General features: G+C 37.5%; 13 protein-coding genes and 1 tRNA gene. 13 read left to right on the forward strand and 1 reads right to left on the reverse strand.

The window, feature by feature from the left end:
- Window positions 1-2: 2 nt before the first annotated feature.
- The 7 genes from OMU_RS02170 to OMU_RS23305 all read left to right on the forward strand — a co-directional run bounded on the left by OMU_RS02170 (window position 3) and on the right by OMU_RS23305 (window position 9077).
- Complete coding sequence (locus OMU_RS02170) at window positions 3-440, forward strand: phage tail tube protein (RefSeq protein WP_010743584.1); 438 nt, start codon at window positions 3-5, stop codon at window positions 438-440.
- A gap of 71 nt (window positions 441-511) precedes the next feature.
- Window positions 512-883, forward strand: coding sequence for a DUF6096 family protein (locus OMU_RS02175; RefSeq protein ID WP_016178325.1), 372 nt, complete (start codon window positions 512-514; stop codon window positions 881-883).
- A gap of 32 nt (window positions 884-915) precedes the next feature.
- On the forward strand, window positions 916-1263 hold the full coding sequence (locus OMU_RS02180) for a hypothetical protein (protein ID WP_010743582.1): 348 nt from the start codon (window positions 916-918) through the stop codon (window positions 1261-1263).
- A 3-nt stretch (window positions 1264-1266) separates the two neighbouring features.
- Window positions 1267-5925 (forward strand): hypothetical protein, encoded by a 4659-nt coding sequence (locus tag OMU_RS02185; RefSeq protein WP_016178326.1) that lies wholly within the window; start codon window positions 1267-1269, stop codon window positions 5923-5925.
- Between the two features lie 12 nt (window positions 5926-5937).
- Window positions 5938-6297 (forward strand): DUF6711 family protein, encoded by a 360-nt coding sequence (locus OMU_RS02190; RefSeq protein ID WP_016178327.1) that lies wholly within the window; start codon window positions 5938-5940, stop codon window positions 6295-6297.
- An 11-nt stretch (window positions 6298-6308) separates the two neighbouring features.
- Window positions 6309-8930, forward strand: a complete 2622-nt coding sequence (locus tag OMU_RS02195) for a hypothetical protein (RefSeq protein ID WP_016178328.1) — start codon at window positions 6309-6311, stop codon at window positions 8928-8930.
- Window positions 8931-9077: a hypothetical protein gene (locus tag OMU_RS23305; RefSeq protein WP_016178329.1), complete on the forward strand. Its 147-nt coding sequence runs from the start codon at window positions 8931-8933 to the stop codon at window positions 9075-9077. It begins immediately after the preceding gene.
- A gap of 131 nt (window positions 9078-9208) precedes the next feature.
- Here OMU_RS23305 and OMU_RS02200 read toward each other — a convergent pair whose 3' ends face one another.
- Complete coding sequence (locus OMU_RS02200; RefSeq protein WP_016178330.1) at window positions 9209-10459, reverse strand: IS110 family RNA-guided transposase; 1251 nt, start codon at window positions 10457-10459, stop codon at window positions 9209-9211.
- Between the two features lie 395 nt (window positions 10460-10854).
- Here OMU_RS02200 and OMU_RS02205 point away from each other — a divergent pair, with 395 nt between their 5' ends.
- From OMU_RS02205 to bsh, 6 genes are all read left to right on the forward strand, one after another.
- Window positions 10855-11889 carry a hypothetical protein gene (locus OMU_RS02205; RefSeq protein WP_016178331.1) on the forward strand — a complete coding sequence of 345 codons (1035 nt, stop codon included), beginning with the start codon at window positions 10855-10857 and terminating at the stop codon, window positions 11887-11889.
- Between the two features lie 74 nt (window positions 11890-11963).
- Entirely contained in the window at window positions 11964-12302 is a 339-nt protein-coding gene (locus tag OMU_RS02210) for a hypothetical protein (protein WP_016178332.1), read from the forward strand.
- Window positions 12303-12304: 2 nt separating this feature from the next.
- On the forward strand, window positions 12305-12574 hold the full coding sequence (locus OMU_RS02215; protein WP_016178333.1) for a phage holin family protein: 270 nt from the start codon (window positions 12305-12307) through the stop codon (window positions 12572-12574).
- A 117-nt stretch (window positions 12575-12691) separates the two neighbouring features.
- Window positions 12692-13705: a peptidoglycan amidohydrolase family protein gene (locus OMU_RS02220; protein WP_010743573.1), complete on the forward strand. Its 1014-nt coding sequence runs from the start codon at window positions 12692-12694 to the stop codon at window positions 13703-13705.
- Window positions 13706-13976: 271 nt separating this feature from the next.
- Window positions 13977-14050 (forward strand) — tRNA-Ile (locus OMU_RS02225).
- 123 nt (window positions 14051-14173) lie between these two features.
- Window positions 14174-15148 carry a choloylglycine hydrolase gene (gene bsh / locus OMU_RS02230; RefSeq protein ID WP_010743572.1) on the forward strand — a complete coding sequence of 325 codons (975 nt, stop codon included), beginning with the start codon at window positions 14174-14176 and terminating at the stop codon, window positions 15146-15148.
- The last annotated feature ends 165 nt before the right edge of the window (window positions 15149-15313 follow it).

Consider the following 15313-nt stretch of genomic DNA (forward strand, 5'->3'; position numbering starts at 1 on the left):
CCATGAAGAAAACAAAAATTTTACCGATGAACTTACAATTATTTGCCGGTTTACTAACTAAGGGCACGGCGTTATCAATGAAATCAGGCTCCGAGTCTGGCTTTACTGAAATTGAAGGATTACAAGCTGTTCCTGAAATCGGTGGAGATCCAGAACAAGTTGATGTTACGACGCTAAAAGACGCAAATAAAAAATATATTTCGGGTATTCAAGATATGGATTCATTAGAGTTCACTTTCTTATATGACAAAGCTGTATTTACAAAGTTAAAGGCAGTGCAAACGTCAGGAAAAGAAGCAAAATTTGAATTGTCTTATCCTGACGGTGCGAAATGCACATTTACTGGCGGCGTGACTGTGAAAATGGGTTCTGGTGAAGTAAACGGAGCCTATCAATTTACGCTGTCTGTAACTGTTTCAGATGGACCGGATTGGGCATAAACGTTTAACGAAAACTATATGGGCTAGAGATAACCCTCTGGCCCTATTTAAATCTTAGGAGGAAAAACAATATGAAACCAATGAAAGTAGAATTTGGAACTAAAACTCTATCCCTTGTATTAGATGGAAGTGCAACGGTAGACATTGAGAAGAAATTAGGTAAATCGTTATTTGGAATTATGATGACTGGCAACGGTGGAATGAAAATGCCGCGATTAGGTGAAATGCTAACTATCTTGCATTCTGCGAACCAAACAGCAAACATCAAGTCTGCCGATATGACGAAACTTTATGATGAATATATTTCTAAAGGCGGATCGATGATGAAGCTTTTCGAAGTCATTCAAGAATTGATGGAGAAGGCAGGTTTTTTCGAGTCGGAAAAGACGGACGAAGAAGACCTAGTTGGGGAAGAGAAAAACGAGGAAGAGAGTCTAGTGTAGGCTTCTCTTCCTTTTCTGATTTGCTGCAGGAGATGTATCCAAAAGCAGTAGAAGCAGGAATACCCGCAGAAAAATACTGGTCAATGACCTATGAAGAAATAGTCATACAAGCTGAAGCAAATGTTGCGATTAGAAAACAACAGCTAGAAGAAAAAGCCATGATGGATTACAAAGCTGCACAATTAAATGCTTATGGTTTTAATGATCCGAAGAAAATGCCTAAACCAGATCAACACTATCCATTCTTGAAAACGGAAGATAAGCAGGAACAATCAAATCGGCCGCAAGATTGGGAAATTATGAAGGCTCGGATGATTGAACGAACGGAATTGATTAAAGCTACACGAGAGCGGAAAAATAAACAGGAAAAGGAGGGATAGATCATGGAGCTGGATAGACTTGAAGTCGTTTTTGATGGTGACTTGAACCCCATTGAGGAAAAGGTCGCACGATTTGAACAAAAGATGGATTCTATGATGAGCCGAGTCAAGAGTTCATCTGGTCAAGGGATGGAAGCTGTAGAAAAAAACTTATCTGATTCAAAAGGGTTCGATAAATTTACCAAACAATTCGAGAAAATGAATTCAAATTTTGATTCTATGCTGAAGAGAATGAATCAATCGGCGTCAAAAAATGGCGAAGAAGTTGGGAAGTCACTTTCTGCTGGAGTATCCAAAGGCGCTGTTAAAATGACAAAAGATGTTCAAACCGCAGTTGATAAAGTGAACACGCAAATGCAGCAAGCCAAAGCAGCACAACAACGAATTGCCAACTTGCAGGCTAATAAAAATGGTGCGCGGTTGTCTGGGGATACTAAAAGTGAATCGAGAATAGGCGAACAAATTTCAAAAGCTCAAATTCAGATGAACAAGTCGCAACAACAAGCACAAGCGATTGTGCGCGGATTAAAATCCGAATATGATGCTATCCCTAATTCTCTGTCTAACATTTCAGCTAAGATGGAAGGCAATGAGCGGCAGATTGAAGCTATGAGAGCTAAAGTTAAGGCTCTGAAAAATGAAATGAAGATGCAGCAAACAGAAACAGGAAGTTTCGCATCTGGAAAGTGGAAATCTACAGGGATTCAAGATACACCACAATCGACCAAAACCGCTGAAACTATTTCTAAACAATCAGCAAAAATGGAGAAATTGATTGCAGACAATGATGCTTTGCAACGTTCATATGCTCAGTTGGAAGATCGTTCTGGCGTTCTAAAGACAGCGTTGTCTAGTGTAAATACGGAACTTGGCGAGCAACCTGTAAAAGCTCGTATGGCAGCAAATGGAATGAGGAATCTGTCGGGTTCCACGAAACAATCAGAAGGACTCTTTTCACGTTTCAAAAATATGATGAGTAATTCTATTGGTAGATTTGGAAGTTTATTTGACAGACAATCGAAACAAGTCACTAGCGGAACATCTAGAATGGCTCAAGGCATGGGTGGTTTTGGACGCTCCATGAAGATGCTATGGTCGCAGTTATTCTTGTTCACGTTCTTATACCAAGGAATCATGACTCTAGCTGGCGGGCTTTTTAAAGCGTTACAGACTAACGCACAGTTTTCAGCTAGTTTAAATCAAATTAAGGTCAATTTACTAACTGCATTTTATCCAATTTACCAAGCAGCTTTGCCAGCGATAAATGCTTTGATGTCGGCCTTAGCTAAAGTTACTGGCTATATTGCTGGATTTATATCCACACTTTTCGGAATGAACATCGGTGATGCATTCAACGGTGCTCAGGGACTAATGAACAATGTCCAAGCTTTAGATGATACTGGAAGTGCTGCATCTGATGCATCAGATGGATACGATGAGATGGCTCAATCCATTAAGGATTCAAATAAGCAACTTAAAGATCAGCATGATAGAACGGAAGCAGCTCGAAAAAAAGCAAAAGAATATAAACGTCTTTTAGCTGGGTTTGATGAATTAAACATTTTGGATTTCAGTGATGACTCTGACGACGAATCAAATGAGTTCATTCCTCAGGAAATTCCAACAAGACCGAAGAATCCGAATGGATCTGGTTCTGATCCATGGGCTGACTTTGGATCAGCAGCAGTTCCAGAAACTCCGAAATGGTTAACGGATTTTGCCAAGAAATTTAAAGACATCATGTCAAAACTCTTTGATCCAATAAAGAAAGCTTGGGACGCTCAGGGAAAACGTGTTATGGATGCGTTCAAGTATTCATTATCTGAAATTGGAAAATTGATTAAGGCAATTGGTAAATCATTCTTGGAGGTATGGACTAATGGAACCGGACAAAAGTTTGTAGAAAATCTTTTAGTATTATTGGGCGATGTTCTTTATATCATTGGTGATATTGCAAGGGCTTTTAGAATTGCTTGGGAAGAAAACGGCCGAGGCACTAAATTGATTCAGCAAATATTTAATGCCTTAAATCAGTGGTTAGAAGTCTTGCATGATATCGCGGAGTCATTCCGAGAAGTTTGGAATAATGGCACTGGGGTAGAGCTTGCAAGACAATTGATAGAATTCTATACTAAGCTATTTCATTTAATAGAAACTATAGGTAAAGTATTTCAAAATGCTTGGAACGACAACGGTCGAGGGACGGCGATCATTCAAGCTATCTTTAACGCGTTATCAGAAGTTCTTAAGCTAATCAATTCAATCATGACAGCATTTGACAAGGCTTTTGCTTCGGGAATTGGCGAAAGTATTCTAGCTAATATCATGGAGATCATTACGAATATTTTCAATACTGTTGGAAATCTGGCAAAAAGCTTTCGAGAGGCATGGGATGAAAATAACCGAGGTCAAACAATCTTCGAAGGGATTATGAAGATAATTGACACAGTCCTTGGGACAATCAAACGAATGACAGGAGCGACTGCAGAGTGGGCTAAGACTCTTGACTTCCGTCCACTCCTTAATTCTATTAATGGGTTACTTAAATCAATACAACCATTGACAAAAAACATTGGAGATGGGTTGGAATGGTTTTATAATAACGTTCTACTTCCTTTAGCCAAATACACAATTCAAGATTTAATTCCAGCATTTCTTAAAGCATTAAGTGGTGCACTAGATGCACTTAACGGGATAATCAATGGATGTAAACCTGCTTTTGATTTCTTTTGGAATTCCATGCTCAAACCAATTGCTGAATGGACTGGAGGAGTAATCGTTGATGTATTGAAAAAACTAGGTGACGCTCTTTCGGGTATTGGGAATTGGATAACTGAACATCAAGAAGGGTTTTCAGCTTTTGTAACGGTTTTCGGAACATTTGTTGCCGCTCTGAAGGTAATTAGTGCTCTTTCAACTGTAATAGAAATAGTTGGAGGACTTTTCGCTGGATTGAGTGCTATTGGTGGTTTATCGGGAGTTCTTTCAGCAGTAGGAACTGCGATTGGCGGATTAATTGCCTTTTTAGGTGGACCATTAACCGTTGCAGCTGCTGCAGCCATAGCAGTAGGCGTAGCTCTTTGGCAAAATTGGGATACCATCAAAGAGAAAGCTAGCCAGTTGAAAGACTGGATCGGTGAAAAATGGGAAGGTATAAAGACGGCAACATCTAATGCTTGGAATAATGTCAAAAATTGGACTTCGGAAAAATGGAATGCAGCGAAAGATGCTGTGACTAGTAAAGCAGGTGAAATTTATACCGCCGCTAAAGATAAATTTACGAATACTGCAAATACAGTTCGCGATAAAGCAGGTCAAGCAAAAGATTGGGTTTCTAGCAAATGGTCTGATTTAAAGAATTCCACTTCAACTAAATTTGAAGAAATACGTTCAACTGCTGGTTCGAAAATGAACAGCGCAGCTGAAGCGGTTAGGTCTGGTGCAGAGACAGCTAAAAGTAAAGCTGTTTCTGCATTTTCAAGTTTGAAGGATGGAGTCGGAGGACATTTAAATTCAATAAAAACTACAGCTTCAGAAGTCTTTAAGAAAGTAGGGGGATGGGCGTCCGATTTACCTGGTGATATTGCAAAAGGCCTGTCTAGCGGTCTTAATACGATTAAACAAGCCATGAACAATATTGCCAATGGATTAGCCTCTGGAATAGGAAAAGGTGTTAATGGCATTATCTCTGGAGTTAACTGGGTTATGAGTAGTTTAGGTGCAGGTTGGCGATTATCTTCTTGGCACGTACCATATTTCAGTTATGCAACTGGGACGAGTTTTCATCCAGGCGGATTAGCTATGGTAAATGACGGAGATGGCAGCAATTGGCGTGAGATGTATAAGTTGCCAAGTGGTCAGATTGGCATGTTCCCTAAACAAAAGGATTACATGGTTAACCTTCCCAAAGGTACCCAAGTCCTAAATGGTAGGGACACCAATAACTTTATGAATAATATTCCTCACTATAAAGGTGGATTAATCGACAGTGTTAAGAATTTCTTTGGTTCGATAAGTCCGAGTGCTTTATTAGATCGAGCATTCGAAAAATTCGTTGATGTAGCAGGTATACCTGAACCAGGAGCTTCGATGGCTCTAGGCGCGGCTAAGAGAATTAAATCAAGTGCTTTTCGTGTCGTGAGTGATCGTATTTCTGAACTATTCAGACTCGATCGAGAAAACGAAAGTAAGAAAAAGGGATTTGCTAACGGAGGTAGAGTAGATCAGTTTGGCTGGTACAAAATGTCTGAAGGCAATAACACTGAATGGGTTGTTCCAGTAACTAAGCCAGAACTAGCCTTTCAAAGAATCAACGAAGCGCTTGATTTCATGGGGTATGATGGTATCCCTGATTTAACAATGCCAGAAGTATTTAGAGATTCATCTGATAGTTATACTGGTTCAAGTTCATCTGGTAAAAAGAATAAAGGTTTTTCTATTACTGGTAATGGGATGGAAAACTTATCAGATAATCTACTTTCAAGTCTTGGTAATACAATCGCGAATGCCATTATTAACGCGCTCTCTAATTTGGATCTGAAGGGGAACGACGGGCCCTTGGAAGTTGTTCTAGAGGTAGATTCAACTAGATTAGGACAAGTAACTGTACGAGGCATTAATCAGTATCATGAACAGATAGGAAATGTAGAACTAAACTTATAAGGAGATGAGCTAATGGATTTCTTGATATCAGGGTCAAATGTAGTAACACCAAAAGAATTATCTGTCAGCATACAAACCTTAGACAGTGGTTCTAGCGGAAGAAATGCTAATGGAGATATGGTTCGCGATATTCTCGGAAGAAAAACTAAATTAGATGTAAAATGGGGACCTTTGGAAATTTCAGAGGTCTCTTTAATTTTGCGTTTAATTGATTCTGCCTTTTTTACAGTAAGGTATTTTGACCCACAGGAGGCAGGATTGATTACAAAAACATTTTACTGTGGTGATAGAGTAGTACCTGTTTACTCTTGGAATGAAAAATTCTCGAAGATGATGTGGCAAGGCTTGTCCGTATCGTTAATTGAAAAGTAGGTGAATACTGAATGCTGATAGTTTCAAATGAATTCTTTGAAGCCTGTAAAGATAAAGAAAGGGAAGCTTTTGCACGCATCATTGTTAATGATAAAGTCATATATCTTAAAGATAAAATAAAGAAAATTGATTATTCAATGGGGGCCTTGGGAGGAGAAAGTTTCCAGATTGGGTCAACGCAATCAGCCACAGTTAAAATTGTTTTTTCTGAAATTATTGAAGGGTTAAAAGAACTAGACGAGATCAAGGTAGAAGTAGGATTTAAAATAAGAGGAACCGGCTTGCCATCAAATATCAATCATGTTTCAAAAGTTGATCGAGCAAAAGTTGGAAGAGCAAGATTGGTGAGCTATGTTCCCGATAGATATGAATTTGTTCCTCTAGGAACGTTTTACATTAGTGGTCGAGTTGATCCCGACAGGAATGAAAAGACTACAACTGTTGAAGCTAGAGACGGATTTATTTTTTTGGAAGACAAATATGAGTCCGAGTTGAAATATCCAACAAAATTAGCAGACATTGCTTTAGAAATAGCAAACAAAAGTGGAAGTATTATCGATCCTGTTTCGTTTAACCATTTGAGTAATTACACGATAAATAAGTTTGAGGGATACACATATCGGCAAGCAATAGGTTTAGTCGGACAATTTGAAGGTGGGTTTGTTTGTTTTGATAGAGAAGGTAGACTGTCAATTCGAAAACTAGCAGACCCGAACTTTAAGATTGAACCAAATGAATACTTTTTAAAAGGCCTTGTAAAAAGTGAATTACTTTATCAACCTAGAGGGATTACATGTAAAGTTGTTAACCAAACTAATGAATCTAGTAATGAAACAGTTATTCTTCAATCAGGGTCAACAAATGGTGCGCAGATTTCTCTGGAAAATAATGCGATGACTCAGATTTTATTAGATGATGTTTTCCAGAAAATAAGATACATCAATTTTTACCCAATCAGTTTGAAGTGGCGAGGGAATCCAGCTTTAGAGGTTGGAGACTGGGTAACTATGACAGATAGAGAGGGAAATAAATTTAAATCTCCTGTTCTAAATTATACGATGTCTTTCGACGGTGGTTTCAGTTCAACTATTAGTGCTGACACTAAAGCTTATTCAGCTAACGTCTCATCATTCAAAGGACCGTTGCAACAAAAGCTTGATGACATCGATTATAGAATCGATGCAGCTGGCAAGAACAATGTTTATGAAGGAACAGAGGAACCGACAAATCCAAAAGAAGGCGACATCTGGTTTAAAAAGAATGGACCAGATGATGAGATATGGGTTTATAAGCAAACGGCACCTGGAGTATTCGAGTGGGTAATGACGACATCCACCGCTTTAGAGGAAAGTATCAAAGAGCAAATTGAAAACTCGACTCCTAAAGATGAAATAGTTAAAACCATTAATCTGAGTGATGAGATGGATGGTAAAGAGTGGCTGAAAATTAAAGGCGCAAAATTATGGCTAACTAACGAGACGAAGATTGACAAAGCTATAATCACATCGGCAATGATTGGATCAGTTGATGCTGGAACAATTAGTGTTGGTACTCTAGATGCTTCTAAAATAAGAGTCGTCAATCTTGACGCTTCATCTATATCCACTGGAACGTTGAATGCTATAACGATTAAAGGGGCGACTATAACAGGATCTAAAATCACGTCAACTGGTACGGATTATAATATGACCTTAGATAACGGAGCAATTCGGTGGAACAGAAAGTCTGATGGAAAAAAAGTATTCGAAATATATAGTGCGATCAGAAATCAAAATGAAGGTGTCATGTATTTTGCAGTTGAAGACGGCGGAACCTTCAATTTGAAAAGCAATAAACTGAATAGGAATTTTATCACTGCATATGGTTCAACCAGCAATATGCAATTAAACCTTGATTTAGATAGATTAAGTCTTTATTCATCAACTGGGAATACTTTAAGTTTTAGTGTTGAACGAACTGGTTTTTCTTATAGTACGAACGACAATGGGACATATAGAAATTTGTATTTACGTAACAATTCGTTCAGAGCAGATATTGGAGGTAACAAATATCTGAACTTAACGAATACTGGTTTTTCAATAAATACTGAAGGCATAATGAGCTTTATGACAAACAACTCAATCCAATTGAGAGGAACATCGGCAAGAATCATGAGCGATGCTTCAGTTGATAAATCATTTTATGTGTATGGGACAAAAAGCTCCATTGTAAGGACTGAAAATTTTGGTGAGCGTTTGCTATATGCTTATGAAACACCAGAATATTTATTTGCGACATATGGTAAGGCAATTACTGATGAAAATGGGTTTATAGAGATTGAAATTGAACCAATATTTTTAGAAACAATCAATACTGATTCAAGAAACTATCATGTTTTTGTTACACCATATGAGAATGCAAATGTTCATGCGTGCCATTTAGAGCGTGATCGTTTCATGGTTAAGTCTGACAAACCTAACATAGAATTTAGTTGGCAAATAGTAGCTTATAGAAAAGGATACGAAGAATTTTATTTGGAAACTCTATCCAGCAATAACGATAAAGCGCCAAATTTGCTTCAATATCCAATAAGTATTACTGACATGACAGAGAAAAACTCTAATCAAATATTAAATTACGAGAAGGTGAATTAAATGAATAAGGATGGTTTTGAAGTAAATGCGGAAAGCGTTATTGATCAATTATTAAAAAGACTGTCTCAAGTAGAGTTGGAAAATGCTTCACTAAAAGTAGCTCTTGATCAGGTTTCGATTAATAAACAAAACGTTACAAAAGTCTAGTGGTAATAAGTCAAGATAATTTTTCAAAAGATTTTTAAAGGTAGTTAATTTTTGAAGCGCACTGAACTAAACCCGACCAAAATTAAAAATTTTTTCGGGTACTTCCAAGGATTAGCGTCAATAACATACTGTTATTTATCTATCACGCTCCTTGGTGGCATATAGAGTTGATGGTTACGTAGTAGCGTATCCACCAGACGCGTAAATTTTCTTGCGGTTAGTACGATGGCTCGTTTGTGTTTATGCTTGGGTGTTTCAGCGTATTTTTTCTTATAATACGCATGGTACTCAGGCTCGTATCTCCTTACGGAGTTGGTGGCTTCAACTAGATAATAACGGAGATAACGATTGCCTCGTTTGGCCATAGGAGTATTTTCATACTCAGAGTTACCTGATTGGTTCTGTCGCCAATATAAACCGGCATATTTAGCCAATTTGCTTTCATCTGAAAAGCGATTGATAGGGCCAATTTCAGCGAGTATACCCGCAGCATAAACAGGACCGATTCCTGGAATACTGGTTAAACATTGATATTCAGGTAGCACAACGACTAAATCGTCAATGGCTTTGTCTAAGTCTTTAATTAACTTTTCAAGACTACGAATTTCTTTGGCTAGAACACCCAAAACAATATCTACAGAGTCCTGATGGACTTTTCCTAACCGGTAGGAACTACGTATGGCTTTAGAAATTGCCTTTGCAATTCCTTCGGGATTTTTAAAACGATACTTCCCTAGTTTTTGAATTAGGTTCGCAAACTCTTCTAATGACAGTTCGGCAAGTTGGTCCATTGTGTAATCTTCCGTCATTAGAGTTACTAATGTGGCACTTAAAACGGATCCACCTTCTGCTTTTAGTTCTTTAGAAAGCGTGTTGCATTTATAATAAATGTTTTCGATAAAGTGTTGCTTTGTACGAACCAGCTGTTTAATTAGCTGATAACGCGTTCTAGTTAAGTGTTGGAGGGCAAGGTATTCTTCCTCTTTAATGATGGAGTTGACTTGCCTTTGGATGCGAAAATAGTCAGCGATATAAAAAGCATCAATTTGATCGTTTTTGTTTTCTTCAAAAATATCACGATACTTTTTAATTTTATTTGGTTGTTCAACTGAAACCATAAGGTTCAATTGATTTAACTCAAGATCTTCTTTAAAAAACATAGCTGGATGAAAGCTATATAAAGATGTGGCCTCCATTCCAATCACTAAGCTCTCTATCTCAAATTTTTGAGAAAATTCGAGAATGTATTCTTTGATCTGGCTTGCGCCAAGTTGACTATTTCCATAAGATGCTTCTTTTAAAACAGAGCAAATTGAATCGTCTGTCATAAAGCAAGCATCTAATTTTTCAGAACTAACGTCTAAACCGACAAATAGTTTCATGTGGAAGGACCTCCTTTCGTTGATTATTCGGAAATTGCTTGGGTACTGTGGGATATCCCAGAATCACGTTGTCTAACGACAGCCTCGCATAATAGAGTTTCATTCATTAAACCTCTAAGCCACCCAATCTCTACTAGGATTGGTAGAGGTCAATGGACTCAGCTAGTGTGTTGGAGGTTATACCAACGGTTCGGGTCACAGACTTTCTGTCGCAGTAAAACTGCAGAAGGTGATAGCGTCTTCCCGTAAGTCCTTTCCAAGACTTATTATTCAGGAATATCCTACAGTATCCAAGTAGTAATCGTTATTTTATTTAAACATATTAGGAATAGCCCCTAAGGGCGATTGAAGGAATGAAAGTTTCTTCAAAATATATATTACGAGAAGGTGAGTAAATGGCTTATGAAAAACAAACTTGGATTCCTTATGATGACAATAAAACAGAGGAACAAAATATTCAGGCGGGAGCAGTAGTTACTGCTGAAAGAATCAATCATTTAGAGGACGGATTGGATGAACATGATAAAGATACGACTAATCCGCACAAGGTAACAAAAGCCCAAGTTGGCTTAGGAAACGTGACCAATGTTGAACAAGCGCCTAAAACTGATCTTACCTCCCATACATCAAATAAAACCAATCCTCATGGAGTTACCAAAAGCCAAGTTGGACTAGGAAACGTATCAAATGTGGAGCAAGCCAGTAAAACGGAGTTCAATAGTCATGTTGCTGATAAAACGAATCCGCATTCCGTAACGAAGGCTCAAGTTAACCTCGGTAACGTCGACAACTACGCTACTGCCAATCAGACTGATGCGGAACAGGGGCTTGCAGGAAATAAATTTATTACGCCAATGGGTGTAAAGCAGCATGTAGATAAGCGTATAGCGACGCAGGAAGAAGTAAACGCAGGGGAAGCAAGGGATAAAATTGTTAGTCCTAAGACGCTTGATAAAAAGTTAGATGATTTAAATGTATCAGGTGGTTTTGGTGCATTTAACATGAGTGTTTTCAATGGGGAGCAAGGACAAATAACTGGTAGTGGAATTCATGGGAAAGAGGTCAAATCAGGAACTCAAGTGCTACACATGCGGCCAGATGACCCAGTGGCAGAGAGAGCGTCCAATGGTCGGATTAAAATCCAAAAAGCTGGTACGTATTTATTTATCATTCACACGTGGTATCAAATAGGCACACAAACAAATGGTTACCTGTATTTCAATTTGTTAAAGAATGGCTCTCGTGCCGGCAACAATGATCGAGTGACTGGTCAAGGGGTAGATGCACTCAAGAATAGATGGGACGGCACAGGGCAGTGTGTAAACACAGCGAATGCAGGAGATGAGTTTTCTGCAGGTATTGAAACCAATATTACCGGCAGTTTCACGAGTGTTGGCACAAAAACTATTACAGTTATCAAATTAGCATAGATAAATAAGCAACGATTTAGCACACTTTCGAGTGTGCTTTTTCAATTATTTATTGAAAGGAAGGCGGAAAGCATGTGTTAGAAAAATTTCTGGAAATTAACAGTTTCTTGATGGCAATTGGATTAGGGGGATTCTTAAAGATTTTCCACAGTATTTATAAAGCGGTCAAGGGAAATAAGGATCAAACGGAAAATAGATTCAAACGTTTGGAATATGCGAATGTAGCCATTCTGCATGACAAAATTTATAAGCAATGCTCCGAATTTTTGGAGCAGGGTTGGATTTCTATAGATGATCTAGAAAATTTAGAGTACTTGTGGCGTGGATATCGAGAACTTGGCGGTAACGGAACTGGCGAAACACTGTATAAAAAAGTGTTGGATTTGCCGAATAAACTAAAGGAGGAAAAATAGTTATGGATTTATCATTTATTACAGAAAATTTTGTACCAGTTATTGTAGTTGCCTGTTTAATAGTTGGGTATGTAATCAAGGTTACGCCGCTATTTAATAAAGTAGCAAATGCTTATATCCCATTGATTGTAGCAGCGTTAGGAGCGATTTTGGGCGGTGTTATGAACGGTATAGATGTGGAGTCAATTGTTTATGGCGCAGTGAGTGGTTTAGCTTCTACAGGCTTGCATCAAATGTTTTCAAAATTATTGAATTTAGGAGGGAATGAGTAACATGGACATGAAAAAAGCGAAGGAACTTTACGAAAAATCAGATGATAAAAATGTTGGTCTGCAACCTCAACCAAAAGAAATCGAAAACGTCAAAGAAGGAAGAGAGGAGAAAAAATAATGGCTATTAATATCGAAAAAGGATTAGCTGTCGTTCAAAAATTTGTAAATAATTGCTACTACAGCATGTATGGTTCTCGTTATTACACAGATGGTACATGCGACTGTTCAGGCTCTGTTTATCGTATTTTACGTGAATCTGGTGGTTTTAACTATGGATATATTCCTAGCACTGAAACGCTACATGACTATCTTCTAAAGCTAGGGTATGAAAAGATCGCAGAAAATACAGACTTTCCAATGCAACGCGGCGATGTAATTATTTGGGGGAAAAAGGGTTACTCTGCAGGGGCAGGCGGTCATACAGGCGTAGCACTAGATAATCAAAACTGGATTGAATGCACTGGTTGGAAAATGACTACGATCATTGCTAATCACGATCAACGATGGGTGATGGCCGGATGTCCTTATTTTTATGCGTACCGTTTAAAAACTGGAGCATCTAGCTCAACATCGTCGAATACAGCGACAACAACACCTGCAACTGGAAATAAAAACGGTATCGCGATTGACAACGTGTCGAAAGATCAAGCGGTTAAAATGGTGCAACGCATTCAAACACGATATGCATGGACTTTATTGCGCGATCAAGTAAAACGAGTGTTTCAGCCGAACAAGGTTTATACTTTAATAATCTCGTGTGATTCTAAGTGGAAATACGAGAACGCTGTAAATCGCTTGAAACAAGAACTAAAGTCATACTATCCAACTTATATGCAGCAAAATATTGCGATTGTTGATGGAGATAAACCTATCATTAAAATTGAAGCTAGGAATCTTAATGATGAACAAAGCAAAAAAATAGAAGGGCATATGCGCAACTTCCTGAAAGATGTATTGTTGGATAGACAAACGTACGCAGAAGCTAATAGCTACGGAACTTACGATGTACGCGTCAAAGGTGAAGGATTTAACGATCACGACGCACCAATCGTCTTGAAAGAAATTCAGGAGATGGGTAAAGCAAATGACGTGAAGATTGACCCGAGCCATATTAAAGGATTTAAGTATTAAAAAATATTGACTCCGATGGAGTGTGTATGATAGTTTTATAGCATCGAAGGTAGCACCTCGATATACCGTAATGACTGACCGATACTAGCTTCTCGGTCAGTCTTTTCATTTTTGAAGCTAAATAGTTGCTCTAAAACTAGTATACGAATACTATCTAAATAGGGATTCCTGATACAGTATCATTGATAGTAATTTAAGAGACTGTGGGGAAGTTCAGGAATCCCTAGTTTATATTCTAACGCTTTGTATGCGTTTGCACAAATAATTCCTTGTACCTTTAGCTCAGTTGGTTAGAGCAGACGGCTCATAACCGTCCGGTCGTAGGTTCGAGTCCTATGGGGTACATAATATTGTCAATTTATAAAAAACGAAAACGTTTTTTTGTATGCGATGTGCTTTTCTTTTGATATACGAAATTATTAGGAGTAATATGGGGTTAAATGAACTATTATTTAGGGGGAATAACTTATGTGTACGTCCATCACTTATGTTACAAATGATCATTATTTTGGAAGGAATTTTGATTATGAAATATCTTACAATGAAGTAGTCACTGTTACTCCAAGAAATTATAAATTAGTTTTTCGAAAGGTAAATAATTTGGATAAGCATTATGCAATGATTGGTATTGCCGCAGGTATAAGTGACTATCCTCTTTATTATGATGGTACCAATGAAAAGGGTTTGAGTATGGCTGGATTAAATTTTTCTGGGTATGCTGATTATAAAGAAATACAAGAAGGAAAAGATAATGTATCTCCTTTTGAATTTATTCCTTGGATTTTAGGACAATGTGCAACAGTAGATGAAGCTAAAGATTTATTAATGAATATCAATTTAGCAAACATCAATTATAGTGAAGAACTTCCACTATCTCCTTTACACTGGCTATTAGCTGATAAAGAAAAGTCTATTGTGATAGAAAGTATGAAAGATGGGCTTCATATATATGATAATCCTGTAGGAGTCCTTACAAATAACCCTTCATTTGATTATCAATTATTTAATTTAAACAATTATCGTGTATTGTCGAGTGAAACACCTAATAATAATTTTTCAGATCAAATTAGTTTGAACGCTTATAGTCGTGGGATGGGAGGAATAGGTTTGCCTGGAGATTTATCTTCTGTTTCTCGTTTTGTTAAAGCGACATTTACTAAACTAAACTCATTATCAGGAGATTCAGAATCAGAAAGTATTAGCCAGTTTTTCCATATCTTAGGTTCAGTAGAACAACAAAAAGGTTTATGTGATGTTGGTGACGGAAAATACGAATATACTATTTATTCTTCTTGTTGTAATGTAGATAAAGGAATTTATTATTATCGTACGTATGAAGATAGTCAAATCACAGCCATAGATATGAATAAAGAAGATTTAAATGGTGAGGAATTAATTAGATATCCGATAATGAAAAAACAACAAATAAAATATGCTAATTAATTATTTGGGTATTTTTATTAAAAAGCCGAGAATACTTGTGACTTCAGTCTTGAGAGGTTCAATAAAATGTACTATTAACTAATTAATTGTAAAAGCTGATGAATCATTTCCTCAATATTTTTAGGCTCTTCGTCAATGAGTGTTGGTGAAGAAATTCAATAGAAT

The sequence above is a fragment of the Enterococcus avium ATCC 14025 genome, from assembly GCF_000406965.1.
Lineage (GTDB): Bacteria > Bacillota > Bacilli > Lactobacillales > Enterococcaceae > Enterococcus_A > Enterococcus_A avium.